General features: G+C 63.5%; 26 protein-coding genes and 1 tRNA gene. 7 read left to right on the plus strand and 20 right to left on the minus strand.

What is annotated here, in order from left to right; all coding sequences use genetic code 11:
• Nucleotides 1-7 precede the first annotated feature (7 nt).
• The 13 genes from nuoF to KHO41_RS01620 all read right to left on the minus strand — a co-directional run bounded on the left by nuoF (nucleotide 8) and on the right by KHO41_RS01620 (nucleotide 11,877).
• Entirely contained in the window at nucleotides 8-1,303 is a 1,296-nt protein-coding gene (gene nuoF / locus KHO41_RS01555) for an NADH-quinone oxidoreductase subunit NuoF (RefSeq protein WP_211951539.1), read from the minus strand.
• 1 nt (nucleotide 1,304) lies between these two features.
• Nucleotides 1,305-1,805 (minus strand): NADH-quinone oxidoreductase subunit NuoE, encoded by a 501-nt coding sequence (gene nuoE, locus KHO41_RS01560; protein ID WP_211951540.1) that lies wholly within the window; start codon nucleotides 1,803-1,805, stop codon nucleotides 1,305-1,307.
• 188 nt (nucleotides 1,806-1,993) lie between these two features.
• Entirely contained in the window at nucleotides 1,994-3,247 is a 1,254-nt protein-coding gene (locus KHO41_RS01565; protein WP_011297147.1) for an NADH-quinone oxidoreductase subunit D, read from the minus strand.
• 9 nt (nucleotides 3,248-3,256) lie between these two features.
• On the minus strand, nucleotides 3,257-3,856 hold the full coding sequence (locus KHO41_RS01570) for an NADH-quinone oxidoreductase subunit C (RefSeq protein ID WP_211951541.1): 600 nt from the start codon (nucleotides 3,854-3,856) through the stop codon (nucleotides 3,257-3,259).
• Between the two features lies 1 nt (nucleotide 3,857).
• On the minus strand, nucleotides 3,858-4,340 hold the full coding sequence (locus KHO41_RS01575) for a NuoB/complex I 20 kDa subunit family protein (RefSeq protein WP_011297145.1): 483 nt from the start codon (nucleotides 4,338-4,340) through the stop codon (nucleotides 3,858-3,860).
• A gap of 6 nt (nucleotides 4,341-4,346) precedes the next feature.
• Nucleotides 4,347-4,706 (minus strand): NADH-quinone oxidoreductase subunit A, encoded by a 360-nt coding sequence (locus KHO41_RS01580; RefSeq protein ID WP_011297144.1) that lies wholly within the window; start codon nucleotides 4,704-4,706, stop codon nucleotides 4,347-4,349.
• A gap of 166 nt (nucleotides 4,707-4,872) precedes the next feature.
• A tRNA-Leu gene (locus KHO41_RS01585) sits at nucleotides 4,873-4,957 on the minus strand.
• A gap of 187 nt (nucleotides 4,958-5,144) precedes the next feature.
• Nucleotides 5,145-5,510, minus strand: coding sequence for a preprotein translocase subunit SecG (gene secG / locus KHO41_RS01590; RefSeq protein ID WP_211951542.1), 366 nt, complete (start codon nucleotides 5,508-5,510; stop codon nucleotides 5,145-5,147).
• Between the two features lie 52 nt (nucleotides 5,511-5,562).
• Entirely contained in the window at nucleotides 5,563-6,300 is a 738-nt protein-coding gene (tpiA, locus tag KHO41_RS01595; protein ID WP_211951543.1) for a triose-phosphate isomerase, read from the minus strand.
• 97 nt (nucleotides 6,301-6,397) lie between these two features.
• A complete protein-coding gene (locus KHO41_RS01600) occupies nucleotides 6,398-7,402 on the minus strand; it encodes an NAD(P)H-quinone oxidoreductase (RefSeq protein WP_211951544.1) in 1,005 nt (334 codons plus the stop codon).
• Between the two features lie 162 nt (nucleotides 7,403-7,564).
• Entirely contained in the window at nucleotides 7,565-9,751 is a 2,187-nt protein-coding gene (gene pnp / locus KHO41_RS01605) for a polyribonucleotide nucleotidyltransferase (RefSeq protein WP_211951545.1), read from the minus strand.
• Nucleotides 9,752-10,180: 429 nt separating this feature from the next.
• Entirely contained in the window at nucleotides 10,181-10,450 is a 270-nt protein-coding gene (rpsO, locus tag KHO41_RS01615; protein WP_211951547.1) for a 30S ribosomal protein S15, read from the minus strand.
• 176 nt (nucleotides 10,451-10,626) lie between these two features.
• Nucleotides 10,627-11,877 carry a branched-chain amino acid ABC transporter substrate-binding protein gene (locus KHO41_RS01620; protein WP_211951548.1) on the minus strand — a complete coding sequence of 417 codons (1,251 nt, stop codon included), beginning with the start codon at nucleotides 11,875-11,877 and terminating at the stop codon, nucleotides 10,627-10,629.
• 192 nt (nucleotides 11,878-12,069) lie between these two features.
• Between KHO41_RS01620 and KHO41_RS01625 the strand changes: the two genes are divergently transcribed.
• Complete coding sequence (locus tag KHO41_RS01625; protein ID WP_211951549.1) at nucleotides 12,070-12,597, plus strand: hypothetical protein; 528 nt, start codon at nucleotides 12,070-12,072, stop codon at nucleotides 12,595-12,597.
• Between the two features lie 133 nt (nucleotides 12,598-12,730).
• On the opposite strand, the gene KHO41_RS01630 is transcribed toward KHO41_RS01625, so the two are convergent.
• From KHO41_RS01630 to KHO41_RS01660, 7 genes are all read right to left on the minus strand, one after another.
• Nucleotides 12,731-14,272: a 2-isopropylmalate synthase gene (locus KHO41_RS01630; RefSeq protein ID WP_211951550.1), complete on the minus strand. Its 1,542-nt coding sequence runs from the start codon at nucleotides 14,270-14,272 to the stop codon at nucleotides 12,731-12,733.
• A 317-nt stretch (nucleotides 14,273-14,589) separates the two neighbouring features.
• Nucleotides 14,590-15,093, minus strand: coding sequence for a peptidoglycan-binding protein LysM (lysM, locus tag KHO41_RS01635; RefSeq protein WP_211951551.1), 504 nt, complete (start codon nucleotides 15,091-15,093; stop codon nucleotides 14,590-14,592).
• Nucleotides 15,094-15,227: 134 nt separating this feature from the next.
• Entirely contained in the window at nucleotides 15,228-16,121 is an 894-nt protein-coding gene (gene pssA / locus KHO41_RS01640; protein WP_211951552.1) for a CDP-diacylglycerol--serine O-phosphatidyltransferase, read from the minus strand.
• 25 nt (nucleotides 16,122-16,146) lie between these two features.
• Nucleotides 16,147-16,800 carry a phosphatidylserine decarboxylase gene (locus tag KHO41_RS01645; RefSeq protein ID WP_211951553.1) on the minus strand — a complete coding sequence of 218 codons (654 nt, stop codon included), beginning with the start codon at nucleotides 16,798-16,800 and terminating at the stop codon, nucleotides 16,147-16,149.
• A 248-nt stretch (nucleotides 16,801-17,048) separates the two neighbouring features.
• On the minus strand, nucleotides 17,049-18,065 hold the full coding sequence (gene ilvC / locus KHO41_RS01650; RefSeq protein WP_211951554.1) for a ketol-acid reductoisomerase: 1,017 nt from the start codon (nucleotides 18,063-18,065) through the stop codon (nucleotides 17,049-17,051).
• 126 nt (nucleotides 18,066-18,191) lie between these two features.
• Complete coding sequence (gene ilvN / locus KHO41_RS01655; protein ID WP_010809144.1) at nucleotides 18,192-18,683, minus strand: acetolactate synthase small subunit; 492 nt, start codon at nucleotides 18,681-18,683, stop codon at nucleotides 18,192-18,194.
• Nucleotides 18,684-20,447, minus strand: a complete 1,764-nt coding sequence (locus KHO41_RS01660) for an acetolactate synthase 3 catalytic subunit (RefSeq protein WP_140952704.1) — start codon at nucleotides 20,445-20,447, stop codon at nucleotides 18,684-18,686.
• Between the two features lie 345 nt (nucleotides 20,448-20,792).
• Between KHO41_RS01660 and KHO41_RS01665 the strand changes: the two genes are divergently transcribed.
• The 6 genes from KHO41_RS01665 to KHO41_RS01690 all read left to right on the plus strand — a co-directional run bounded on the left by KHO41_RS01665 (nucleotide 20,793) and on the right by KHO41_RS01690 (nucleotide 25,297).
• A complete protein-coding gene (locus KHO41_RS01665) occupies nucleotides 20,793-21,359 on the plus strand; it encodes an RNA polymerase sigma factor (protein ID WP_211951644.1) in 567 nt (188 codons plus the stop codon).
• Nucleotides 21,356-21,790 (plus strand): DUF3619 family protein, encoded by a 435-nt coding sequence (locus tag KHO41_RS01670; protein ID WP_211951555.1) that lies wholly within the window; start codon nucleotides 21,356-21,358, stop codon nucleotides 21,788-21,790. The genes KHO41_RS01665 and KHO41_RS01670 overlap by 4 nt, the downstream gene beginning before the upstream one ends.
• 2 nt (nucleotides 21,791-21,792) lie before the next feature.
• Nucleotides 21,793-22,554, plus strand: coding sequence for a DUF3106 domain-containing protein (locus tag KHO41_RS01675; protein WP_211951556.1), 762 nt, complete (start codon nucleotides 21,793-21,795; stop codon nucleotides 22,552-22,554).
• A 117-nt stretch (nucleotides 22,555-22,671) separates the two neighbouring features.
• Nucleotides 22,672-23,208, plus strand: a complete 537-nt coding sequence (locus tag KHO41_RS01680; protein ID WP_211951557.1) for an RDD family protein — start codon at nucleotides 22,672-22,674, stop codon at nucleotides 23,206-23,208.
• Nucleotides 23,205-24,182 (plus strand): esterase/lipase family protein, encoded by a 978-nt coding sequence (locus KHO41_RS01685; protein WP_211951558.1) that lies wholly within the window; start codon nucleotides 23,205-23,207, stop codon nucleotides 24,180-24,182. Before KHO41_RS01680 ends, KHO41_RS01685 begins: the two co-directional genes overlap by 4 nt.
• A gap of 116 nt (nucleotides 24,183-24,298) precedes the next feature.
• Nucleotides 24,299-25,297, plus strand: coding sequence for a UDP-2,3-diacylglucosamine diphosphatase (locus tag KHO41_RS01690; protein WP_211951559.1), 999 nt, complete (start codon nucleotides 24,299-24,301; stop codon nucleotides 25,295-25,297).
• The last annotated feature ends 35 nt before the right edge of the window (nucleotides 25,298-25,332 follow it).

Consider the following 25,332-nt stretch of genomic DNA (forward strand, 5'->3'; position numbering starts at 1 on the left):
GCCACGCTTAGATGTAGGCCGGAACCATGCACTGCTTGTGTTCGACGTGATATTCGAACTCTTTCCAGTAGTGCTTGAGCATGCCGCGGATCGGCATCGCCGCGGCATCGCCGAGCGCGCAGATGGTGCGGCCCATGATGTTTTCCGCGACGTTATTGAGCAGGTCCAGGTCTTCCTGGCGCCCTTCTCCGTGTTCAATGCGATTGACCATGCGGTACAGCCAGCCGGTGCCTTCACGGCACGGCGTGCACTGGCCGCACGATTCTTCAAAATAGAAATACGACAGGCGCAGCAGCGAGCGCACCATGCAGCGCGTCTCGTCCATCACGATCACGGCGCCCGAGCCCAGCATCGAGCCGGCCTTGGCGATCGAGTCGTAGTCCATGTCGGACGCCATCATCATCTCGCCCGGCACGACCGGTGCGGACGAACCACCCGGAATCACTGCCTTGATGCGCTTGCCGCCGCGCATGCCGCCGGCCAGCTCGAGCAGCTTGGCGAACGGCGTGCCCAGCGGGATCTCGTAGTTGCCCGGACGCTCGACGTCACCGGAGATCGAGAAGATCTTGGTGCCGCCGTTGTTCGGCTTGCCCATCTTCAGGTAGTTCTCCGGGCCAACGGCCAGCAGGAACGGCACCGCGGCAAACGTCTCGGTGTTGTTGATGGTGGTCGGCTTGCCGTACAGGCCGAAGCTGGCCGGGAAAGGCGGCTTGAAACGCGGCTGGCCCTTCTTGCCTTCCAGCGATTCGAGCAGCGCAGTTTCCTCGCCGCAGATGTACGCGCCATAGCCATGGTGGGCGTGCAACTGGAAGTTGAAGCCCGAACCCAGGATGTTGTCACCGAGGAAACCTGCGGCACGCGCCTCTTCGAGGGCTTCCTCGAAGATCTTGTATTCGTTCCAGATCTCGCCGTGGATGTAGTTGTAGCCCACGGTGATGCCCATCGCGTAAGCGCCGATGGCCATGCCCTCGATCAGCGAGTGCGGGTTGTAGCGGATGATGTCGCGATCCTTGAACGTACCGGGCTCGCCCTCATCGGTATTGCAGACGAGGTACTTCTGGCCCGGGAACGTACGCGGCATGAAGCTCCACTTCAGGCCGGTCGGGAAGCCTGCGCCCCCACGGCCACGCAGGCCGGAAGCCTTGACGTCGGCGATCACCTGCTCGGGCGGGATCTTCTCGGTCAGGATGCGCTTGAGCTGCTGGTAGCCGCCGCGCTTGACGTAGTCTTCCAGGTGCCAGTTCTTGCCATCCAGGCCGGCCAGGATCAGCGGCTGGATGTGGCGGTCGTGCAGAGAGGTCATGTTACTTTGCCCCCTTGGCGGCAGCGTCGGCCTTCAGCTCGTCGACCAGCGCGTCGAGCTTGTCGTCGCTCATGAAGCTGCACATGCGGGTGTTGTTGACGATCATTACCGGCGCGTCGCCGCAGGCGCCCATGCACTCACCCTCTTTGAGGGTGAAGCAGCCGTCGGCAGTGGTCTCGTTGTAATCGATGCCAAGCTTGCGCTTGAGATACTCGCCGGCCCGCTCGCCGCCCGACAGGGCGCACGGCAGGTTGGTACAGACGGCGAGCTTGAATTTGCCCACCGGCTTGGTGTCGTACATGTTGTAGAAGGTCGCCACCTCTTCCACCCACACGGGCGGCATGTCGAGGTAGCTGGCGACGAACTGCATGACTTCGGGGGAAACCCAGCCCACCTCGCCCTGTGCCACGGCAAGCGCCGCCATCACGGCCGACTGCTTCTGGTCGGCCGGATACTTCGCGATCGCGCGATCGATTTCCTTGAGAGCTTCTGCTGATAGCATGGTCATTGCAGTAAAACGGCGGAGGCAGCAAACGGGCTTGCATCCGCAGGTTTGCAGCCGTCGCTGCCTGTTCCGCCGGCGGGCCTTAGGCCCTGCCGTTCCGCCGTGGGTTTCCCCGCCGCTCCCCGATGACGCACCGGTCGCGGCAAGGAAGCGCCCGGATCGTCGTCCAGGCCAGCGGTCCGTGTTTAGCGGTCGATCTCGCCGAAGACGATGTCTTGCGTGCCGATGATCGTTACCGCGTCAGCAATCATGTGTCCCTTGGCCATCTCGTCGAGGGCGGCCAGGTGGGGGAAGCCGGGTGCGCGGATCTTCAGGCGGTACGGCTTGTTCGCGCCGTCAGAGATCGCGTAGATACCGAATTCACCCTTCGGGTGCTCCACCGCTGCATACGCTTCACCTTCCGGCACGTGCATGCCTTCGGTGAACAGCTTGAAGTGGTGGATCAGTTCTTCCATGTTCGACTTCATGTCCACCCGCGACGGCGGCGCAACCTTGTGGTTGTCCGTGATCACCGGGCCCGGATTGCGGCGCAGCCATTCGATGCACTGCTTGATGATGCGGTTGGACTGGCGCATTTCTTCGACGCGGACCAGGTAGCGCGCGTAGCAGTCGCCGCCCACGCCCACCGGCACATCGAAGTCCATCTTGTCGTACACCTCGTACGGCTGCTTCTTGCGCAGGTCCCAGGCAATGCCCGAACCACGCAGCATCGGCCCGGTGAAACCCATCTGCAGCGCACGCTCCGGGCTGACCACACCGATATCGACCAGGCGTTGCTTCCAGATCCGGTTGTCGGTCAGCAGCGTCTCGTACTCGTCGACGTACTTCGGGAACCGGTTGGTGAAGTCCTCGATAAAGTCCAGCAGCGAGCCCGAACGCGCTTCGTTCATGACCTTGATGGCACGCTCGTTGTGAACCTTGGACGCCCGATATTGCGGCATTGTGTCAGGCAGGTCGCGATACACGCCGCCCGGACGGTAGTAGGCCGCGTGCATGCGCGCGCCCGACACCGCCTCGTACATATCGAACATGTCCTCCCGCTCGCGGAACGCGTAGAGGAACACCGCCATCGCGCCCACGTCGAGCGCATGCGCGCCGATCCACATCAGGTGGTTCAGCAGGCGGGTGATTTCGTCGAACATCACGCGGATGTACTGCGCGCGGATCGGCACTTCGATGCCGAGCAGCCGCTCGATCGCCATCACGTAGGCATGTTCGTTGGACATCATCGACACGTAGTCGAGACGGTCCATGTACGGAACGTTCTGGATCCAGCTCTTCTGCTCTGCCAGCTTTTCGGTGGCACGGTGCAGCAGGCCGATGTGCGGATCGGCACGCTGGATCACTTCGCCGTCCAGCTCCAGCACAAGGCGCAGCACGCCGTGTGCGGCCGGGTGCTGCGGGCCGAAGTTCAGGGTGTAATTCTTGATATCTGCCATGGCGCGTAATCAGTGCTGCGTGCCGCCGTAGTTTTCCTCGCGGATCACGCGCGGCGTGATTTCGCGGGGTTCGATCGTGACCGGCTGGTAAATGACCCGCTTCTGCTCGGGGTCGTAGCGCATTTCCACGTAACCCGACACCGGGAAGTCCTTGCGGAACGGGTGGCCGACAAAACCGTAATCGGTCAGCAGGCGGCGCAGGTCCGGATGGTCTTCAAAGACGATGCCATAGAAATCGAACGCTTCGCGCTCGAACCAGTTGACCGAGTTCCACACGTCGATCAGCGACGGCACCACGGGGAAATCGTCATCCGGCGCAAACACGCGCAGACGCAGACGCCAGTTGTGGGTCACGGACAGCAGGTGCGATACCGCGGCAAAACGCAGACCGTCCCAGGCGCCGTCGCCAAAGTCGGAATAGTCGACGCCGCAGAGGTCGATGAGCTGCTCGAAACGCAGCGACGGATCGTCGCGCAGCGTGCGGGCAACTTCGAGGTAGTCATCTGCCTTGACGATCAGCGTCAGTTCGCCGGTCGCCTCGATCAGTTTCTGCACGCGCTTGCCGAGAACTTTCTCGAGCGCGGCCTTCAGGGTCTCAAGCTTCGCCATGTCAGCCCTTGCGCGCGATGGTGTTGGTGCGCTTGATCTTGTTCTGCAGCTGGATCACGCCATAGATCAGCGCTTCAGCCGTGGGCGGGCAGCCCGGCACGTAGATGTCCACCGGCACAATGCGGTCGCAGCCACGCACCACCGAATACGAGTAGTGGTAGTAGCCGCCGCCATTGGCGCAGGAGCCCATCGAGATCACCCAGCGCGGCTCGGCCATCTGGTCGTAGACCTTGCGCAGCGCGGGTGCCATCTTGTTGCACAGCGTGCCGGCCACGATCATCACGTCCGACTGGCGCGGCGACGGGCGGAACACCACGCCGAAGCGGTCCAGATCGTAGCGCGCGGCGCCGGCATGCATCATTTCCACAGCACAGCAGGCCAGGCCGAAGGTCATCGGCCAGAGCGACCCGGTGCGGGTCCAGTTGATCAGCTTGTCAGCAGTAGTCGTGACAAAGCCTTCGTTGAGAACGCCTTCGATTGCCATTTCACATCACTCCCAATCGAGCGCGCCCTTTTTCCAGATGTAGACGAAGCCCACGATGAATTCCAGCAGAAACACGCCCATGGCGATGAATCCCGGCCAGCCAATTTCGCGCAGGGCAACACCCCACGGAAACAGGAAGGCGGTTTCGAGATCGAACAGGATAAAAAGGATGGCGATGAGGTAGTAGCGCACGTCGAACTTCATGCGCGCATCCTCGAACGCTTCGAAGCCGCATTCGTACGGCGACAGCTTCGCGGGATCAGGTTTGTTCGGACCGAGGATCCGACCAATCGACATCAGCGCAATGCCAAGCACGACGCCGAAGATGATGAAGATGAGAACGGGGAAGTAGGCTTCGAGAGTCAAGATGCGGCCAGCCTTATCTGGAATGTTGTCAACAGCACCAGCTGAAGCGGCGTCCTGTTGCCCACCCCAGGCGCTATGCCGAAGACCTCACGGCGCGCCGCCTTGCGGACCGCCGGAGTCCGCTGGCCGGGAGCATTGCCCGGGAGCGGACTCCGATCGAGTTGTTTGGTGCCGACGGCGAGACTCGAACTCGCACAGCTTTCGCCACTACCCCCTCAAGATAGCGTGTCTACCAATTTCACCACGTCGGCTGGGGGAGAAACAATATTGCCTGGCGCCGGGTTTTTTAGGCCCTTCAGAGCTTTTGCAAAGGTTTTTGCCTTTGCTTAAGCCCCATCGCTGGGGAATCGTTTCAAGCCTTGGATTCTAACCCGGTTTGCTGCATTGTTCAACGCACAACTGCAAAAAAAATCAGGAATCGAATTCAAGGCCGGTTGATTATTTCGGAACAGCGGGCGCAGCCGGCGACGATGCATCCGCGGCCGCCGCAGCAGGCGCCGATGCAGCAGCCGGAGCCGGCGCAGCAGTCGGGGCCGCACCCATCACGCCCAGCGACGTGGTGGGCTTGTAGTTACCCATCAGCGTCAGGCTCAGCGTGCAGATGAAGAACAGCGTAGCCAGCACCGCCGTAGTACGCGACAGGAAGTTTGCCGAGCCCGTAGCGCCGAACAGACTGCCCGAAGCTCCCGACCCGAACGCCGCGCCAACATCGGCGCCCTTGCCGTGTTGAATCAGCACGAGGCCGATGACGCCGAGCGCCGACAACACCTGCACCAGCACCAACAAAGTCTTGAAAATTGCCATTTGGATAAAGTTAGCGTTACTTGCCTGATCGGATGTCTGGCACGACGGGCATTCAGGCGTTGCCGATCGCGAGAAAATCATCCGACTTCAGCGAGGCACCACCAATCAGGCCCCCGTCGATATCGGACATGGAAAACAATTCGACTGCATTGTCCGGCTTGACACTGCCACCGTACAAAATCGCCATACGGTCAGCAACACCAGCGTCGCGTTCGCGCACCTTGGCGCGCAAGAAAGCATGCACGGCCTGCGCCTGCTCGCTGCTTGCCGTCTTGCCGGTACCGATGGCCCACACGGGCTCATAGGCAAGCACCGCACGACCCAGTTGCTCGACCGACAGCGCATCCAGGGCGGCCTGCAATTGGCGCCCCACCACAGCCTCGGTCTCGCCGGCTTCGCGCTGGGCGAGCGTTTCGCCGACGCAAATCACCGGAATGATGCCGAATTCCAAGGCGCGCAGCGCCTTGGCAGCCACCACGGCGTCGGATTCCCCATGGTACGTGCGGCGCTCCGAGTGTCCGACCAGCGCGTATGTGCAGCCGAACTCGCCCAACATCGACGCAGCCACCTCGCCGGTGAATGCGCCACGCGCCTCAGCGGACACATCTTGTGCGCCCCAGGACACCTGCGAGCCATTCAGCAACGCCTGGCACTGTGCAAGATAGGGGAAAGGTGCGCAGACCGCCAGCCGCGCACGCGCGGGTGCAGCCTTGATACCTTCCAGCAGCGCAGCGTTGGCGGCCAGGCTGCCGTGCATCTTCCAGTTGCCGATGACGAGCTTTTGTCTCACGAGGTCCCCTCCCAAATCAAACCCGTTATTGTAGCTTGCGGCGGGGGACCGGCGCTACCGCGGCCGGATCGGCCCCGGTAGCAACTTTTTCGCGCGATTACCAGGTCAGTACGATCTTGCCGATGTGTTCGCTCGACTCCATCAGGCGATGCGCTTCGGCGGCCTGCGCGGCCGGGAAAACCTTGTGGATCACCGGCTTGATCTTGCCGGCTTCGAGCAGCGGCCACACCTGCTGGTGCAGTGCCTGCGCAATCTGCCCTTTGAACGATGCGGAGCGCGGGCGCAGCGTCGAACCCGTGACCGTGATACGGCGGCGCAGGATGTCGCCGAGCGGGATTTCCGCCTTGGCGCCGCCCAGCAGCGCGATGATGACAATGCGGCCGTCATCGGCAATGCACTTCAGCTCGCGCGCGAGGTATGAGCCGGCGACCATATCGAGGATCACGTCGACGCCCTTGCCTTCAGTCAGCGCGGCGACTTCGGCAACGAAATCCTGGGTCTTGTAGTTGATCGCGCGATCGGCGCCGAGGTCTTCGCAAGCCTTGCACTTCTCGTCCGTACCCGCCGTGACGAACACCTTGTAGCCGAGCGCCTTGGCGATCTGGATCGCGGTCGTGCCGATGCCGCTCGAACCGCCCTGGATCAGCAGCGTCTCGTCCTTGCCGCGCGGGCCCTGGCCCAGGTAGCCGCGATCGAACACATTGCTCCAGACCGTGAAGAACGTCTCAGGCAACGCCGCTGCCTCGATATCGCTCAGGCCCTTCGGGGCCGGCAGGCATTGCGCTACCGGGGCGATGCAAAGCTGCGCATAGCCACCGCCCTGCACGAGCGCGCACACGCGGTCGCCGACCTTCAGGCCGAAGCGATTGTCGGCATGAGACAGGTCACCACCGACCACCACGCCGGCCACTTCCAGACCTGGCAGGTCGGACGCGCCCGGCGGCACCGGATAGTTGCCGGTACGCTGGAACACGTCGGGGCGGTTGACCCCAGCCGCGGCCACGCGGATCAGGATTTCGCCGGCACCGGGCACAGGATCAGGCCGTTGCGTCTCCTGCAGGACCTCGGGGGCACCGTATTCGCGAATCTCGATGGCTTGCATTGCTGCTCCTTGTCTTTATCTGTGCGCGAGGCGATGACGCTGTCGCGGCGCTTCGGTAAGAGCGATTGCTCAATGGGTTGCCCGGCAGTGTAAACAAAAAAACGGCTGGACATCGCCAGCCGTTTTTTGTCCGACGCCGCCTGGGGCGGCACCGATTGCAGCTTACTGCTGCTGGTCCGACGGAGTTGCCGGAGCCGCAGCCGGAGCCGGAGCCGCGGCGGCTTCGCCGGCATTCACCGGGCTGATGCTGCCACCCTCTTCCGCCAGCGCGGCCTTCAGCGACAGGCGCAGACGGCCCTTCTCGTCAGCCTGGATCAGCTTGACGCGCAGTTGCTGGCCTTCCTTCAGCCAGTCCTTGATGTCCTTCACGCGCTCGTTGACGATCTCGGAGATATGCAGCAGACCATCCTTGCCCGGCAGGATGTTCACGATCGCGCCGAAGTCCAGCAGCTTCAGCACCGTGCCGTTGTAGATCTTGCCCACTTCGGCTTCGGCGGTGATGCCCTCGATGCGACGCTTGGCTTCGGCCATGCCTTCGGTCGAGGTCGACGCGATGGTGATCGTACCGTCTTCCTGGATGTCGATGGTCGTGCCGGTTTCCTTGGTCAGTGCCTGGATGGTCGAACCGCCCTTGCCGATCACTTCGCGGATCTTGTCCGGATGGATCTTCATGGTGATCATGCGCGGTGCGTGCGCCGACAGCTCGGTGCGCGCGTGGCCCATGGCACCCTGCATCGCGCCCAGGATATGCAGACGGCCTTCCTTGGCTTGCGCCAGGGCAACCTGCATGATTTCCTTGGTGATGCCCTGAACCTTGATGTCCATCTGCAGCGCGGTGATACCGTTGTCGGTACCCGCCACCTTGAAGTCCATGTCACCGAGGTGATCTTCGTCACCGAGGATGTCAGTCAGCACGGCAAACTTGTTGCCTTCCAGGATCAGGCCCATGGCCACGCCGGCCACATGCGCCTTGACCGGGACGCCAGCGTCCATCAGTGCCAGGCAGCCGCCGCAGACCGAAGCCATCGACGACGAACCGTTCGACTCGGTGATTTCCGAAACCAGGCGGATGGTGTAGGCGAACTCGTCGTCCTTCGGCAGCACCGGGATCAGTGCGCGCTTGGCCAGACGGCCGTGACCGATTTCGCGGCGCTTCGGGCTACCCACGCGGCCGGTTTCGCCAGTGGCGAACGGAGGCATGTTGTAGTGGAGCATGAAGCGGTCGCGGTATTCACCGGCCAGCGCGTCGATGATCTGCTCGTCGCTCTTCGTGCCCAGCGTGGCCACGACCAGCGCCTGGGTTTCACCGCGGGTGAACAGGGCCGAGCCGTGGGCGCGCGGCAGGACCGACGAACGGATTTCGATCGGACGCACGGTGCGGGTGTCGCGGCCGTCGATACGCGGCTCGCCGCCGAGGATCTGTCCACGGACGATCTTGGCCTCGAGGTCGAACATGATATTGCCGACTTCCACCTTGTCGGCTTCGACGCCGGCCTCGGCCAGGGCGGCCGTCACGCTGGCCGACACTTCCTTCAGCTTTTGGCTGCGGGCCGACTTCTGGCGCAGTTGATAGGCTTCCTGCAGCAGCGGCAGCGCGACTTCCGTGACCTTGGCGATCAGGGCTTCGTTCTTCGGCGCGGCGGCCCAGTCCCACTCGGGCTTGCCACCTTCACGCACCAGTTCGTGGATGGCGTTGATCGCGACCTGCATCTGCTCGTGGCCATAGACCACGGCGCCCAGCATCACCTCTTCCGACAGCTGGTTGGCTTCCGATTCGACCATCAGCACGGCGCGCTCGGTACCGGCGACGACGAGGTCCAGGTCCGACGTGGCGATCTGCGAACGGGTCGGGTTCAGCAGGTACTGGCCGTCCTTGTAGCCGATGCGTGCAGCACCCACCGGGCCATTGAACGGAATGCCCGACACGGCCAGCGCGGCGGACGCGCCGATCAGCGCGGGGATGTCGGCCGGCACTTCCGGGTTCAGCGACACCACGTGGATCACCACCTGCACGTCGTTGTAGAAGCCTTCCGGGAACAGCGGGCGCAGCGGACGGTCGATCAGGCGCGAAGTCAGCGTCTCGTTTTCCGACGGACGGCCTTCACGCTTGAAGAAGCCACCGGGGATCTTGCCTGCGGCGTAAGTCTTTTCGATGTAGTCGACGGTCAGCGGGAAGAAGTCCTGGCCGGGCTTCGGGCTCTTGGCCGCGACAACGGTCGCCAGCACGACGGTATCTTCCACGTCGACGATCACGGCGCCGCCAGCCTGGCGGGCGATTTCGCCAGTTTCCATGCGGACCGTATGCTGGCCCCACTGGAACTGCTTCACAACCTTGTTGAACATGGACATTTGCATTCCTTGTCTTGCGTGCACGCCGCAATCGTTGCGCGGCGTGCCTCGCCCGCGTTCTCAGCCGCGGGCTAACTGCCGGAGGCGGTCGCAGTTGCAGGGAAGTGCTATGCCATTCCAGCGCGGCACTGTCGCCGATGCCGCGCTGGAATGACACAAAGCCCTGTTTCCTTGGCCGGTCCGGATACTTAAAACCATGAAAAAGAGCAACTTACTCCGTTGCAGGGCTTGCCGCAACGGGGGGCCGGCGAATCAGAATTTGCTCGGCAAAGTGAAGTAAAAATCACCCATCAACATGCTGCATTTCGCGCAGGCACAAACTGGCCGCCAGAAATGCAAAATGCCTGCCCCAGCAATGCTGAAGCAGGCATCGAGGCCTCACGCGAAACCGTGCAAAACCAGGAATCGCGCTGCCATGCCAGCCAATCCTTACTTGCGCAGGCCCAGCTTTTCGATCAGGGCGCGGTAACGGTCAGCATCGCTGGACTTGAGGTAGTCCAGCAGGCGACGACGACGGCTCACCATGCGCAGCAGGCCGCGGCGGCTGTGGTGATCCTTCATGTTGGCCTTGAAGTGCGGGGTCAGTTCGTTGATGCGGGTGGTCAGCAGAGCCACCTGAACTTCGGGGCTGCCAGTGTCGTTGGCGCCACGTGCGTACTGCTTGATGACTTCGGTCTTGTTGATACCGGAGAATGCCATGATGATTTCCTTTCACTTGCGAACGCGACAGCGCGGGATGCGCCGCTTGCGTCGTGCCATGCGTACTAGACAGGCATCTGCCGCAACCGGCGAGCGCCGGACAACGACAGCGGCGCATTATAACGGAAAAGCGGCCGCAAAGGGCCAGGCTTGCCATTGACTCCCCTGATCGCGCCCTAAGGGCGCTGCATGCGGCACGTGGTCGGCAGCGTGGTCTGCGCCGCCTTGAGCTTGCGTACCGTGCGGAAGCCGTAGCCTGAGCCTTCGTTGTCGAAACGCACTTCGCCGCCCTGCCGCTCCATCACCGACACATACAGCGGCTGCAGGACCTGATGGTCCTCGGCGCGAATCGTGGCCTCATGGAAGTCGTTGACGTAGCGCATGTTTTCCAGCGCATGGGCGACTTTCACCGCATCGGTCGAGCCGGCCTTTTCGATGGCGCGCGCCAGCATCTCGATCATCATCTGCATACGCAGGTGCACGTAGTCGTCCTTGGGCTCCGGGTAGCGCGCCCGGAACTGTTCATAGAAGGCGTCCGACGCGGCGCCGCCGACGTTCGGATGCCATTCCGCCACGGCCAGCACACGGCCCACGCCAGCATCGCCCATCGCGGCCGGCGCACCGAGGCCATTGCCGTAGAACGTGTAGAACTTCGCCTGCAGCCCACCTTCGCGCGCGGCTTTGACCATCAGCGTGAGGTCGTTGCCCCAGTTTCCCGTCACGACGGCGTCGGCGCCACTGGCCTTGATCTTGGTAATGTAGGGCGCGAAGTCCTTGATCTTGCCGATCGGATGAAATTCATCGCCGACCACCTGCACGTCCGGCCGCTTGGCCGACAGCATATCGCGCGCGGAACGCGATACCTGTTGGCCGAAGCTGTAGTCCTGGTTCATCAGGTAGACACGCCGCACCGAGTGATCCTGACGGATGACCTCGGCCAGCGCCTGCATGCGCATGTCCGCGCTGGCATCGAAGCGGAAGTGCCAGAAGCTGCAGTTTTCGTTGGTCAGGCTGGGGTCGACCGCCGAATAGTTCAGGAACAGCACCCGCGCATCGGGCTGGCGCACGTTGTGCCGGTTGATCGCCGCGACCAGCGCGCTGGCCACCGCGGAACTGTTGCCCTGCAGGACGAAGGGAATGCCCTTGTCCACGAGGCTGCGGAGCTGGATCAGGCTTTCGTCGACGTTGCCCTTGCTGTCGAACGTAACCAGTTCCATCGGCCGCCGGCCCTGCGCAGTCTTCACGCCGCCGCGCGCATTGACGCGCTCGATCGCAATGCGCAGGTTGCGCACCACGGCTTCGCCGGCATTGGCGAACGGCCCGGACAGCCCGTCGATCATGCCAAGCCGGATCGGCTCCTGCGCCTGGGCGCCCGCTGCCACACACATCAGGCCGGCCGCGAGCCAACCTTTTGCCAGTTTCCACATGCCAAGTCTCCGCGAAAGCGCGCATGGTAAGGCAGCACCGCGCGCATCGCAAATCGTTGAGCGAAACCGCGCCTGACTCAGTAAGACGCTGTCTGCACGAACTTACCGCGACTTCATGGCAAAAAGATATGCCAGATGCACGTCGACCGCTTGAATCGCTACACTTCAGCCACTGTATGAACCGAGGTAGCCATGAACCGATCCCTGATTCGCACCGGCCGCCGGATCGCGCTGGCGGCAAGCGTCGCCCTGCTGTCGGCTTGCGCGACCCTGATGCCCGTGGACGAAGGGCGAAAGTTGATTGGCGCCCCGCAGGCTGCCGTGCAGGCACGCTTCGGCCCGCCGCCGGAGGTCTACGCGTTGCGCGACGGCACCACGCGCTGGATCTATTCTCAACAGCCGCTAGGCCAGCAAGCCTATGCGGCCGACTTTGACCGCAACGGTAACCTGACCGATTTCCGCAACATGCTCGATACGCTCGAGCTGTACAAGGCCGAGGTCGGCAAATGGACCAAGCGCGATGTGCAGGAGCATTTCGGCATGACTCGCGAGCCGGTTCAGTATTTTCCGCGCATGAAGCGCGAGGTCTGGACCTACCGCTTTCGCCATGAGGGCGTGTGGCCGTCGCTGTTCAACTTCTATTTCGATGACGACGGCATCCTGCGCCAGACGCAGATCACGCCGGACCCGCTCTACGACCCGGACCGCAGGCGCTGGTAGACCGTGGCCAATGAAAACAGCCCGCGGACCACGTCTGGCGGCCGGCGGGCTGGTTCGGGCGCTCAGGCCGGATAGGCCCTTCGCCGCAGGCATCACCCGGAATACGGGCGACGCCAGGATGCGGGTCTGAAAATCAGATCTGCGGATTGATCTTCTGCACGGCCTTGTCGTGCAGCTTGTTCAGCGCGGCCAGGTAGGCCTTTGCCGAAGCCGCGACGATGTCCGGATCGGTGCCGACGCCGTTGACGATGCGGCCGGCCTTGGACAGGCGCACCGTCACTTCGCCCTGTGCCTCGGTGCCGCCCGTGATGGCGTTCACCGAGTACAGCACCATCTCGGCGCCGCTGTTCACCTGCGATTCGATCGCATGCAGCGTGGCATCGACCGGGCCGTTGCCCTCGCCTTCACCGGAATGCTCCTGGCCGTCCATGTTGAACACGACGCGCGCATGCGGACGCTCCCCGGTTTCCGAGCGCTGCGACAACGAAATAAAACGGTAGTGCTCGTTGGCGTCGTGCTGGGCTTCGTTCGAGACGATGGCCATGATGTCTTCGTCGAAGATCTCGGCCTTCTGGTCGGCAAGCTCCTTGAAACGACCGAACGCGGCATTGACCTCGGCTTCGCTCTCAAGCTCGACGCCCAGTTCCTGCAGGCGCTGCTTGAAGGCATTGCGGCCCGACAGCTTGCCCAGCACGATCTTGTTGGCGGTCCAGCCCACATCCTCCGCGCGCATGATCTCGTACGTGTCACGCGCCTTCAGCACGCCATCCTGGTGGATGCCCGAAGCATGCGCGAACGCGTTGGCACCGACGACGGCCTTGTTCGGCTGCACCACGAAACCGGTGATCTGCGACACCAGCTTCGAGGCCGGTACGATCTGCGAGGTATCGACGCCGACATCGAGATTGAAGTAGTCGCGGCGCGTCTTCACGGCCATCACGACTTCTTCGAGGCTGGTATTGCCGGCGCGCTCACCCAGACCGTTGATCGTGCATTCGATCTGGCGCGCACCGCCAAGCTTCACCGCGGCCAGCGAGTTCGCCACCGCCATGCCGAGGTCATTGTGGCAGTGCACGGACCACACGGCCTTGTCCGAGTTCGGGATGCGCTCGCGCACCGAGCGGATCAGGTCGGCGTAGCCTTCCGGCACCGCGTAGCCCACGGTGTCCGGCAGGTTGATCGTGGTCGCGCCTTCGGCGATCACGCCCTCGAGCACGCGGCACAGGAAGTCCATGTCCGAGCGGCTGCCGTCTTCCGGCGAGAACTCGATATCGTCCGTGAACTGGCGCGCGAAGCGAACGGCCAAGCGAGCCTGCTCATAGACCTGGTCCGGCGTCATGCGCAGCTTCTTTTCCATGTGCAGCGCCGACGTGGCGATGAACGTGTGGATACGGAACGAGTTGGCCGGCTTGAGCGCTTCGGCGGCGCGCGCGATGTCCTTGTCGTTGGCACGAGCCAGCGAGCAGATCGTCGAATCCTTCACGACCTGAGCGATCGAGCGAATGGCTTCGAAGTCGCCATTGGAGCTTGCGGCAAAGCCCGCTTCGATCACATCGACCTTCAGGCGCTCCAGCTGCTTCGCAATGCGGATCTTTTCCTCGCGCGTCATCGAGGCGCCGGGCGACTGCTCGCCATCGCGCAAGGTGGTGTCGAAAATGATGAGTTTGTCAGACATTGTGGAGCTCCTGGGCATTATTGTGTGCTGTCCCCGCCATCGTGCCGCCGGGTACCGCCTGTTCCACGCATTCGCTGCGAGTGAATGCAAAACGCCCCGGCGTGCATCGATGCAGGCCGGGGCGTTGGAAAATTCCTTGGTGATTCCGTGCTGAGGGTATGGGTAGCCTCAGCGCGCGCGCGTCCCGACCTGATGGCCTAGTAGGCCACCTAGCTTGGTGCGGGCGAGTAGGGCTTGGCGCGAAATCATGGCAAGGAATATAGCGGAGTTGCTGCGCCCGTGCAAGACGGGCTTTTACGGGTGCGGCCCGCGCGTTTTCAGCCCTTCGGCGGAATCCGCAGCTTCTGGCCCGGATAGATCTTGTCTGGGTGGGACAGCATCGGCGTGTTGGCTTCGAAGATGCGGTTGTACTCGGCGCCGTTGCCGTAGGCCGCCTGCGAAATGGCCCACAGGGTGTCGCCCTTGACCACGGTGTGCCATTGCGATTCGGTCGATTCCACGTTGACCGACATCTTGTCCTCCACCTTGTCGACGCCTTCGACGTTGCCGCAGCACAGGATGATCTTTTCACGCGTGGCCTGGTCCGGCGCTACGCCGAACACGGTCACCAGGCCCTGCGAGCCGTCCACTTGCACCATCAGCCCGGTGGCGTCGAGGCCCATTTTCTTGACGTACGCCTCAATGGCATCCCCCGCGGCTCGGTTGGCTGCATCGACCTTCTCGGCCGATGCATCGGCCGCGGCAGCCGCTTGCGCAGCCTTGGCTTCGCCGGTACCGAACAGCTTTTCGCCCGCTTCCTTGATGAAGTCGAACATGCCCATGACATCCTCCTGACGGTGAGTGGAAAACACAGAATGCATGCCGCGGTAGCACGGTAGCGACCGCGGCAATCCGGATTCGAAGCAGCCGGCGAAAAGCACGAAGGGCGCCTGAGCGCCCTCCCCTGCCACCACGCTCAGTGCGAGCCGTTATCGCGCACCTTCTTTGCCACGCCTGGCTGCCCGTGGATGGCACGCCAGCCCCACAGCACGTAGCCTGAAATTGCATACGCGACAAACAGTGCAAACAGCGCAACGGGCGGATCGGTCGATACCAGCACGAACAGCACCAGTACCAGCACCATCATGCCGAACGGCACGCGGTAGCGGACATCCAGCGCCTTGCCGCTGTAGAACGGCGCGTTCGAAACCATCGACAGCCCCGCGTACAGCGTGATGCCGAACGCCACCCACGGCATCCACAGCTCCTTGACGGGCAGCTTGTTGTCGATCACGAGCCAGACGAAGCCGGCGACAAGCGCCGCTGCTGCAGGACTCGGCAGCCCCTGGAAGAAGCGCTTGTCGACCACGCCGATATTGGCGTTGAAGCGCGCCAGCCGTAGCGCCGCGCACGTGCAGTAGACAAAGGCTGCTATCCAGCCCCACTTGCCCAGATCGTGCAGGATCCATTCGTACATCACGAGGGCCGGCGCCACGCCGAACGACGTCATGTCCGACAGCGAATCGTACTGCTCGCCAAACGCGCTCTGCGTGTTGGTGATGCGTGCCACGCGCCCGTCCATGCCGTCGAGCACCATGGCTGCGAAGATGGCGATGGCCGCCACGTCGAAGCGCATGTTCATGGCCTGCACGATCGCGAAGAAGCCGGCGAACAGCGCAGCCGTGGTAAACGCATTCGGCAGCAGGTAGATGCCGCGCCGGCGCGGCCGCTGGTAGACGATGTCGTGGTCGTCGTCGGCGGCATCGTCGTCCAGGTCGTCGGCGCCGCGCAGCTGGTTATGACGGAACGGACGCAGATGCGTCACGTTTCCGCTGTTGGCCCGCTTGTTGCGGCGGTGAAAGGCAACCATTACAGCGCTCCTGTCCGGTTGTCGCTTACTTGGCTTCGTCCAGCTCGGCGAGGATCGTCGACGATGCCGACACCTTTTCGCCGATGGTGACGCGCGGCCGCGCGCTCACTGGCAGGTAGACGTCCACGCGCGAGCCGAAGCGGATGAAGCCATAGCGCTGGCCGCGTGACAGGCTGTCGCCCACCTTCGTGTAGCACAGGATGCGGCGTGCCACCAGGCCAGCCACCTGCACCAGCGTCACGATCTGGCCGTCAGCAGCACGGCGGATGACCACCGCATTACGTTCGTTCTCGGTTGAAGCCTTGTCCAGGTCGGCGTTGACGAACTTGCCCGGAAAATATTCGAGCTTCTCGACCTTGCCGTCGACCGAGGCGCGGTTCGAATGCACGTTGAACACGTTCATGAACACGCTGATCTTCAGCGCTTCGCGGCCGGCATAGGGATCCTGCACCTTCTCGACCGAGACGATGCGCCCGTCAGCTGGTGCCAGCACGGCATTCGGCTGCGCCGGGATGGGCCGCGGCGGATCGCGGAAGAACTGGAGCACGAACAGCGTGATGATCCACAGCGGCAATGCCCACCAGAAGCCCGCGCTGGCGTGTACCAGCAGCGAGATAAGAAAGGCGCCGGCCAGGAATGGCCAGCCTTCACGGGCGATCAGCGGATGAGGATAGTTCATGCAGTGCTTGTTTGGTTGAGAGGAAAAGGCACGATCGCGCACTCAGGTGCAGCGGATACGGCCACTGTCAGGGCTCGACGGCGCCGACGCGGAGCAGGATAAGGCACGCTCCGCCCAAAGTCTGACAAGGATAACAAAAAGCCGTTCAGGCCCCGCCAATCCCTTCTCAATATAGAAGGCATCCACGAAACACTGAACGGCTTTGGCCGGCCACCTACAGGTGGGCGGCCTTCACGCTGACAGGCAGCTTAGTTCTTCGACTGGTCGACCATCTTGTTCTTGGCGATCCACGGCATCATTGCGCGCAGCTTTTCGCCAACCACTTCGATCTGGTGCTCGGCGTTCAGGCGGCGACGCGACGACAGGGTCGGGGCGCCAGCCTTGTTCTCGAGCAGGAAGCTCTTCGCGTATTCGCCGGTCTGGATGTCCTTCAGGCACTGCTTCATGGCCTTCTTGGTCTCTTCCGTCACGATGCGCGGGCCGGTGACGTACTCGCCGTATTCGGCGTTGTTCGAGATCGAGTAGTTCATGTTGGCGATGCCGCCTTCGTAGATCAGGTCGACGATCAGCTTCAGTTCGTGCAGGCACTCGAAGTAGGCCATTTCCGGCGCGTAACCGGCTTCCACCAGCGTTTCGAAGCCAGCCTTGATCAGCTCGACGGTACCGCCGCACAGCACGGCCTGCTCGCCGAACAGGTCGGTTTCGGTTTCTTCGCGGAAGTTGGTTTCGATGATGCCGGCACGGCCGCCGCCGTTGGCGGTGGCGTACGACAGGGCGACGTCACGGGCAGCGCCCGACTTGTCCTGGTACACGGCGATCAGGTGCGGCACGCCGCCACCCTGGGTGTACGTGGCGCGCACGGTGTGGCCCGGGGCCTTCGGCGCGATCATGATGACGTCCACGTCGGCGCGCGGCACCACGGCACCGTAGTGCACGTTGAAGCCGTGGGCGAAGGCCAGCGCGGCGCCTGCCTTGATGTTGTCGTGCACTTCGTTCTTGTACACGTCGGCGATCTGCTCGTCCGGCAGCAGGATCATGACCACGTCGGCACCCTTCACGGCCTCGGCCACTTCCTTCACTTGCAGGCCGGCGTTGACAGCCTTGTTCCACGACGCGCCGCTCTTGCGCAGGCCAACCGTCACGTTCACGCCCGAATCCTTCAGGTTCAGCGCGTGGGCATGGCCTTGCGAGCCGTAGCCGATGATGGTGACGTTCTTGCCCTTGATCAGGGAGAGGTCGGCGTCCTTGTCGTAAAACACTTTCATGATAATTCCTTCAGTCTCAATCTTTGTATGAGGAGGCGGCATCATCGGGCGCATCGTGTGCTACCGGATCGCGCCGCCCGGGGGGGATACTGCTTAAGCCTTGGGATGCGTTGCGAAACGTCCTGGTCAGACCTTAAGGATGCGCTCGCCGCGGCCAATGCCCGAGCCGCCCGTGCGGACGGTTTCGAGGATTGCGGTGCGGTCGATGGCATCGAGGAAGGCATCGAGCTTGACGCCGTTGCCGGTCAGTTCGATGGTGTAGGTCTTCTCGGTGACGTCGATGATGCGGCCGCGGAAGATGTCGGCGGTGCGCTTCATTTCCTCGCGCTCCTTGCCGACCGCGCGCACCTTCACGAGCATCAGCTCGCGCTCGATGTGCGCGCCTTCGGTCAGGTCGACCACCTTGACCACTTCCACCAGGCGGTTCAGGTGCTTGGTGATCTGTTCGATCACGTCATCCGAACCACTCGTGACGATTGTCATGCGCGACAGCGAAGCGTCTTCGGTCGGCGCGACCGTCAGCGTCTCGATGTTGTAGCCGCGGGCCGAGAACAGGCCCACCACGCGCGACAATGCGCCCGGTTCGTTTTCCAGCAGGACCGAAATGATGTGTCGCATTTACAGGTCCTCCGCGCCAAGCAGCATTTCCGAAATGCCCTTGCCCGCCTGGACCATCGGCCAGACGTTTTCGGTCGGATCGGTCTGGAAGTCCAGGAACACGGTACGGTCCTTCAGGCGGAAGGCCTCGCGCAGCGCCGGCTCGACGTCGGACGTCTTTTCCACGCGCATGCCGACGTGGCCATAGGCCTCGGCCAGTTTCACGAAGTCGGGCAGCGCATTCATGTAGGAATGCGAGTAACGGTTGTCGTACTCGATTTCCTGCCACTGGCGCACCATGCCGAGGTAGCCGTTGTTGAGCGAGCAGATCTTGACCGGCGTGTCGTACTGCAGGCAGGTCGACAGTTCCTGGATACACATCTGGATCGAGCCTTCACCGGTGATGGTGACGACTTCCTTCTCCGGGAACGCCTTCTTGATGCCCATTGCGTACGGCAGGCCCACGCCCATCGTGCCCAGGCCGCCGGAGTTGATCCAGCGGCGCGGCTCGTTGAACTTGTAGAACTGCGCGGCCCACATCTGGTGCTGGCCGACGTCGGAGCAGATGAACGCATCGCCCTTGGTCAGTTCCCAGATCTTCTCGACCACGTATTGCGGCTTGATGATCTCGGAGCTGCGGTCGTACTTGAGGCAGTCCACCGAACGCCATTGCTCGATCTGCTCCCACCACTTGGCGAGCGCCTCGCGCTTGGGCTTGACATCGCTGGCCTGCAGTTGCGCGATCAGCTCCTGCAGCACGTCCTTGACGTTGCCGACGATCGGGATATCCACCTTGACACGCTTCGAGATCGACGACGGGTCGATATCGATATGGACGATCTTGCGCGCCTGCGAGGTGAAGTGCGACGGGTTGCCAATCACGCGGTCATCGAAACGCGCACCGATGGCAATCAGCACGTCGCAGTTCTGCATGGCCATGTTGGCTTCATACGTGCCGTGCATGCCGAGCATGCCGACGAACTGCTTGCTGGTGCCGGGGAACGAGCCCAGGCCCATCAGTGTGTTTGTGACCGGGTGGCCCGTGAGGGCTGCGAGCTGGCGCAGTTCCTCGCTGGCGTTGGCCAGCACCACGCCGCCGCCGGCGTAGATGTACGGACGCTCGGCGCCCTGCAGCAGCGCCACGGCCTTGCGGATCTGGCCCGAGTGGCCCTTGTTGACCGGGTTGTACGAGCGCATGTCGAGCGACTTCGGGTACTCGTACTTGCAGGTGTTGCGCGAAACATCCTTGGGGATGTCCACCACCACCGGGCCCGGACGGCCGGTCGAAGCAATGTAGAACGCCTTCTTGATGGTCGAGGCGAGGTCGCGCACGTCCTTCACCAGGAAGTTGTGCTTGACGATCGGGCGTGTAATCCCGACGGTGTCGCATTCCTGGAAGGCATCCTGGCCGATCGCGTGGGTCGGCACGTTGCCGGTGATCACCACCATCGGGATCGAATCGAGGTACGCGGTGGCAATGCCCGTGACGGCATTGGTCACGCCGGGACCCGAGGTCACCAGGGCGACGCCCACCTTGCCGGTTGCCCGTGCATAGCCGTCTGCGGCATGGACCGCGGCCTGCTCGTGGCGCACCAGGATGTGCTCGAATTTCTTCTGCTTGTGGAGCTCGTCGTAGATATACAGCACTGCGCCGCCGGGATAACCCCAGACGTATTCAACGCCTTCTTCGGCTAGTGCATGAACGAGAATTTCCGCACCGATCATTTCGGGTGCGGCAGATGAATTGCTGTCTGCGTGGGAGAATTCCGCGCTGGGCATGTTCATTTCAGTCCTTTGCAATTTTCGGCAAAAAATTGTTTGGATGCTCTCTGCCGGGCTTGTGGCACGGGTTCAAGCGGTGCGCGTCTGCATGAGAAGACCGCCTCATAAGCGGTCTGATGAGACAACCACTGATGTCGTGTGAACCGTCGATGATACTGCAATGCACCAGCGCGGTCTACGGTCTTTTTGTGTCGTCCCGCCAGCATTTCAGCGGGACCATCTTGTATTAGGTGCAATACAGAAGTGGTCATGCGTGCTTGTTTTTTGCTAGCATCGCACCACTCCGGGTATGCGGCGAGCCGTTCGCAGCACATCCGCCAGCACAGAGATATTGTTTTCCCCGCCTGCATGGCTACCGACCAGGAACTGTCCGATTTTCTCGCCAGCGTCGAGCGGCGCGCCTTCAAGCAGGCGGTGTTTGCCGTGCGCGACGACGAAGCTGCGCTGGACATCGTCCAGGACGCCATGATCAAGCTCGCGGAAAAGTACGGCGACAAGAGCGCCGCCGAGCTGCCGCCGCTGTTTCAGCGCATTCTCCAGAACACCATTCACGACTGGTTCCGCCGCCAGAAAGTCCGCAATACCTGGGTATCACTGTTCTCCACGCTGCGCGACGAGCGCGAAGGCGACGATAACGACCTGCTCGATACGCTCGTGGCAGAAGCCGGCACGGAAATGGCCGAGAGCAGTGCCGACAAGGTCGAGCGGGCGCAGGTCATGGCGATCATCGAGCAGGAAATCCAGCGCCTGCCCACGCGTCAACGCGAGGCGTTCCTGATGCGTTACTGGGAGGATATGGACGTCGCCGAAACCGCCGCGGTCATGGGGTGCTCAGAAGGCAGCGTCAAGACGCACTGTTCCCGTGCCACGCATACCCTGGCGCAAGCACTGCGCGCACGGGGGGTCCGACTATGAGCAGAAACGACAGAGAAATCCAGGAACTACGCTTCGCGCATGAGATTCGCGCTGCACTTGATGCGTCCGCCGACCATTTGCCAGCGGACGTGACCGAGCGGCTCGCGGCTGCGCGCCGCATGGCGCTGGCCCACAAGAAGGCCGAGGCGCCGGTTCGCGTGCCGCAGTATGCGATGCCAGGTGGCCACACGCCCTCGTTCGAGGACGAGGAAGACACGCCGCTGCACCGGATCGGCGGCTGGCTGCGGCGCGGCGCACTGATCTGGACACTGGTCGCGCTTGGCGCCGGCCTGTTCGGCATCTATCACTGGCAGCAGCAGAAACGTGTCGAGGAACTCGCGGATATCGACGCCGCGATGCTGCTCGACGATCTCCCGCCGACGGCATACGCCGATCAGGGCTTCCACGTGTTCCTCAAGCGCGGGCAATAGACATGGCCCGTGCGATTTTCCGCCCCGACGCCCCACGCCGCCGGCTGGGTACCTTGCTGCTGGCCGGTTTCTGCGCGGCTGCCGCCTGGTGCGCGGCACCGCCCGATGCACGCGCCCAGGGCCCGGCGTCCGCAGGGCAAGCCGCACAGGTGGTGAATGCCCGCCCGGCATGGTCCGAGCTGACCCCGGTCCAGCAACGCATCCTCGGCCCGCTGCAGCCGCTGTGGGACACGCTTCCCGAGCTCAATCGACGCAAATGGCTGCGGATTGCCGAGCGTTATCCGAAGTTCTCGCCTGACGAACAGGCGCGCCTGCAGACACGCATGACCGAATGGGTCAAACTGACGCCGCAGCAGCGCCGCCTGGCACGAGAGAACTACCAGATCACGCGGGCGCTGCCAGCCGAAAAGAAAGCGGAAGCCTGGGACAAGTACCAGCAACTGCCGGAAGAGCAGAAGAAGAATCTCGCCGCGGCCGAACGCGTACCGCGCCGCCCCGGCGCGGTCAGTGCGCTGCCCAGCGGCAAGCGCCTGCCCAGCGATACCAGCCGCCAGATCCACCAGGACAAGAAGCCCGCGTCGGTCGCCGCGAAGCCGGCGTCAGCGCCGGCGGCCAAGTCCAGCACTGCCGACGCGTCCGTGACTGCGCCCGCCGCAACGCCTGTGGCGCCCGCTCCCGCCGTGCCTGCGGCGGCCCCAGCGACCATGGAAGGCGCCTCCGAAGCCGCTGCCGCCACCCAGGCCGACGGCACGATCCGGCAGTAAGGGCGCCAACGCGCCCCGCAGGCGGGCATTTGGCATAATCGCCGGATTCCGCACGTGGCCTTGCCGGGCCTGGCCACGGCCGGTACGCCTGAACCAAGGTCTCCCGATTTCCGTGCCATGCCAGCCGCTACCCTCGCTCCGTCGTCCGCCAACGCCTCTTTCCCGACCGCGCCATCGCTGCGCCGCCGCATCGCCTGCATGCTGTACGAAGGCGTGTTGCTGTTCGGGGTGCTGAGCGCGTCAACCGCGCTCTTCCTGCTGGTCCGCCCGGCGCTGCAGAAACTGGGCCTCGACAGCCCCTACGCAATCCAGGGCTGGAGCTTCTTGGTGATGGGGCTCTATTTCACGTGGTTCTGGCAGCGCAGCGGCCAGACGCTGGCGATGCAGACCTGGCGCATGCGCATCGAAACCGCAGCCGGAGTACGGCCGCGCTGGCCGCAAGCCGCGTTGCGCTACGTGCTGGCCTGGCTCTGGCTGCCGCCGTCGGCTGCGTTGGGGCACGCGCTCGGGCTGGTCAAAGGGCCCTTCGTCGGCGTACTGGGCGCTGGATTGCTCATCTGGATCCTGCTGGCCTGGCTCGATCCGCGCCGCCAGTTCCTGCACGACCGTCTCGCGCGCACGCGCCTGGTTGACCTGCGCGCGCCGCGCCCATGACCGTGAGCGCCGCCGGCGCCCGCCGCGTGGCGGTGATGCTGCAGGCGGCCGCAGCGGCCGGCATTGGCTGGCAACTGACGCAGCAAGCGGGCTGGCATTGGCCGGCGGCTCTGGCTGCCGGCGCCGTCGCAGTGCTGGGCGGTCTTGCCGTGGGCATCGCCCTGGCGTTCGCCATGACGCAGCATGGTACCGGCGTTTTACGCCAGCAGTGGCCACCTCCCGCACCGTCGACTCTCGCCAGCAGCCGGCAGCCCTTGCCGCTGGCCGAGGCCATGCGCTGCTTTGCCCTGGAGTACATCGCGGTATTCCGCATGTTCAACTGGCTGCAGCCGTTCTTCTCACACCGCCGCTACGCGGCACCTGCCAATTCCCTCGCTGCCGACCAGACGCCTGCCGTGCTGCTCGTGCATGGCTATGCCTGCAACCATGCGGTGTGGCTCGACCTGCAGCCCGCACTCGCAGCAGCCGGTTACCGTTGTGAAGCGATCGACATGGAGCCGGTTCTCGGTGACATCGACGACTATGCCGACGCTTTGCTGCAGCATATCGAGCAGATCACAGCAAGAACAGGAAACGCACCGCTGCTGGTGTGCCACAGCATGGGCGGACTGGTCGCTCGCGCGGCGCTGGCGAAGGGCGCACACGGCGTCTGCGCCGGCATCGTCACGCTTGGCACACCGCATCACGGCTGTGCGCTCGCGCGCTTCGGCGCCGGGCGCAATGCCTGGCAAATGCGCTGTGGCGGCCCATGGCTCACGACCCTGGCTGCGGCCGAATCCCCTGCCCTGCGCGCGCGCATGGTTTCCATCTTCAGCTGGCACGACTCCATCTCCGGGCCGCCTTGCACGAGCTGGCTGGATGGCGCGCGGCACATCGCGCTGACCGGCATCGGCCATGTATCGCTGCTGCGCGATCGGCGCGCCGTCACGGCCGTGGTGGAAGCGCTGGCCACGCTGCGCAATAAGGCGTCCTGACAGCACCGCCCGACGCTGTCGGATCCCGGCAACGATTCACATGTCAGTCATGTTTCCGACACGGCTTCGTCACGGCGCGCTGGCTGAATGCAGCCATTGCCGTCAACGGGGCCGCCATGGTTCAAGCCATCCGATCCGCACTCGGAGTTCTGTCGGGATTCACGCTCAGGCTGCGCGGCAGCCCTGATCCCGAGCTTTCCCAGGTCTTGTCGCGTATCGCCGCGCTCGCGGCCTTCGTGCCGCCGCCGGCCGAGCCCCCCGCCATCCAGGCTCTGACACCTCCGGCCGACGCGGGCCAGCACTTCCCTCCCGAGCCGCATCCGATCCAGCAGTACCGCGCGATCTGGCTGTCCGATATCCATCTGGGCACCGCCGGCTGCCAGGCCGACTATCTGCTCGACTTCCTCAAGCACAACGAATCCGAACAGCTCTATCTGGTCGGCGACATCATCGACGGCTGGCAGCTCCGGCGCGGCTGGTACTGGCCGCAGAGCCACAACGACGTGGTGCAGAAGCTGCTGCGCAAGGCGCGCAAAGGCACCGAGGTCATCTACGTGCCCGGCAACCACGACGAAGTCGCGCGCCAGTTCGATGGCCTGGCGTTCGGCGACATCACCGTGCGCGAGGAAACCGTGCACGTGACGGCCACCGGCAAGCGCCTGTGGGTCGTGCATGGCGACCTGTTCGACGGCGTGGTGCAGCACGCGCGCTGGCTGGCCTATCTCGGCGATTCGCTGTACACGGTGATCCTGGCGATGAACCGGCACTTCAACCGCATCCGCGCGCGGCTGGGCTTCCCGTACTGGTCGCTGTCGCAGTACCTGAAGCACCAGGTCAAGAACGCGGTCAACTACATCAGCTCGTTCGAGCATGCGATGGTCGATGAAGCGCGCCGGCGCGGCTGCGACGGTGTGGTCTGCGGCCACATTCACAAGGCCGAAATCCGCGAGGTGAACGGCCAGATCTACTGCAACGACGGCGACTGGGTGGAAAGCCTGTCCGCACTGGTCGAAACCATGGAAGGCGAACTGAAGATCGTCTACTGGACCACGCTGCTCGACCCGCTCGAGGCCCGCCCCCGCAAGCGCCGGCGCGTGGCCGCCATCAGCAGCTGAGCGGCACGCCACACCGTCACTCCCCTTTAGAACGC

This window comes from Cupriavidus numazuensis, assembly GCF_905397435.1.
In the GTDB taxonomy this organism is placed as follows: Bacteria; Pseudomonadota; Gammaproteobacteria; order Burkholderiales; family Burkholderiaceae; genus Cupriavidus; species Cupriavidus numazuensis.

What these genes read in the sequence shown, in the direction of transcription:
- KHO41_RS01600 (WP_211951544.1), bottom strand. Translation starts at nt 7,402, where the DNA reads ATGCAAGCCATCGAGATTCGCGAATACGGTGCCCCCGAGGTCCTGCAG.
- rpsO (WP_211951547.1), bottom strand. Translation starts at nt 10,450, where the DNA reads ATGGCATTCTCCGGTATCAACAAGACCGAAGTCATCAAGCAGTACGCA.
- KHO41_RS01690 (WP_211951559.1), top strand. Translation starts at nt 24,299, where the DNA reads ATGGTTCAAGCCATCCGATCCGCACTCGGAGTTCTGTCGGGATTCACG.
- nuoF (WP_211951539.1), bottom strand. Translation starts at nt 1,303, where the DNA reads ATGACCTCTCTGCACGACCGCCACATCCAGCCGCTGATCCTGGCCGGC.
- KHO41_RS01645 (WP_211951553.1), bottom strand. Translation starts at nt 16,800, where the DNA reads ATGAACTATCCTCATCCGCTGATCGCCCGTGAAGGCTGGCCATTCCTG.
- KHO41_RS01660 (WP_140952704.1), bottom strand. Translation starts at nt 20,447, where the DNA reads ATGAACATGCCCAGCGCGGAATTCTCCCACGCAGACAGCAATTCATCT.
- KHO41_RS01565 (WP_011297147.1), bottom strand. Translation starts at nt 3,247, where the DNA reads ATGGCAGATATCAAGAATTACACCCTGAACTTCGGCCCGCAGCACCCG.
- KHO41_RS01620 (WP_211951548.1), bottom strand. Translation starts at nt 11,877, where the DNA reads ATGTGGAAACTGGCAAAAGGTTGGCTCGCGGCCGGCCTGATGTGTGTG.
- ilvC (WP_211951554.1), bottom strand. Translation starts at nt 18,065, where the DNA reads ATGAAAGTGTTTTACGACAAGGACGCCGACCTCTCCCTGATCAAGGGC.
- KHO41_RS01680 (WP_211951557.1), top strand. Translation starts at nt 22,672, where the DNA reads ATGCCAGCCGCTACCCTCGCTCCGTCGTCCGCCAACGCCTCTTTCCCG.
- KHO41_RS01575 (WP_011297145.1), bottom strand. Translation starts at nt 4,340, where the DNA reads ATGGCAATCGAAGGCGTTCTCAACGAAGGCTTTGTCACGACTACTGCT.
- KHO41_RS01630 (WP_211951550.1), bottom strand. Translation starts at nt 14,272, where the DNA reads ATGTCTGACAAACTCATCATTTTCGACACCACCTTGCGCGATGGCGAG.
- nuoE (WP_211951540.1), bottom strand. Translation starts at nt 1,805, where the DNA reads ATGCTATCAGCAGAAGCTCTCAAGGAAATCGATCGCGCGATCGCGAAG.
- lysM (WP_211951551.1), bottom strand. Translation starts at nt 15,093, where the DNA reads ATGGGCATGTTCGACTTCATCAAGGAAGCGGGCGAAAAGCTGTTCGGT.
- pnp (WP_211951545.1), bottom strand. Translation starts at nt 9,751, where the DNA reads ATGTCCATGTTCAACAAGGTTGTGAAGCAGTTCCAGTGGGGCCAGCAT.
- KHO41_RS01570 (WP_211951541.1), bottom strand. Translation starts at nt 3,856, where the DNA reads ATGGCGAAGCTTGAGACCCTGAAGGCCGCGCTCGAGAAAGTTCTCGGC.
- KHO41_RS01685 (WP_211951558.1), top strand. Translation starts at nt 23,205, where the DNA reads ATGACCGTGAGCGCCGCCGGCGCCCGCCGCGTGGCGGTGATGCTGCAG.
- KHO41_RS01670 (WP_211951555.1), top strand. Translation starts at nt 21,356, where the DNA reads ATGAGCAGAAACGACAGAGAAATCCAGGAACTACGCTTCGCGCATGAG.
- pssA (WP_211951552.1), bottom strand. Translation starts at nt 16,121, where the DNA reads ATGGTTGCCTTTCACCGCCGCAACAAGCGGGCCAACAGCGGAAACGTG.
- ilvN (WP_010809144.1), bottom strand. Translation starts at nt 18,683, where the DNA reads ATGCGACACATCATTTCGGTCCTGCTGGAAAACGAACCGGGCGCATTG.
- KHO41_RS01675 (WP_211951556.1), top strand. Translation starts at nt 21,793, where the DNA reads ATGGCCCGTGCGATTTTCCGCCCCGACGCCCCACGCCGCCGGCTGGGT.
- KHO41_RS01665 (WP_211951644.1), top strand. Translation starts at nt 20,793, where the DNA reads ATGGCTACCGACCAGGAACTGTCCGATTTTCTCGCCAGCGTCGAGCGG.
- secG (WP_211951542.1), bottom strand. Translation starts at nt 5,510, where the DNA reads ATGGCAATTTTCAAGACTTTGTTGGTGCTGGTGCAGGTGTTGTCGGCG.
- KHO41_RS01625 (WP_211951549.1), top strand. Translation starts at nt 12,070, where the DNA reads ATGAACCGATCCCTGATTCGCACCGGCCGCCGGATCGCGCTGGCGGCA.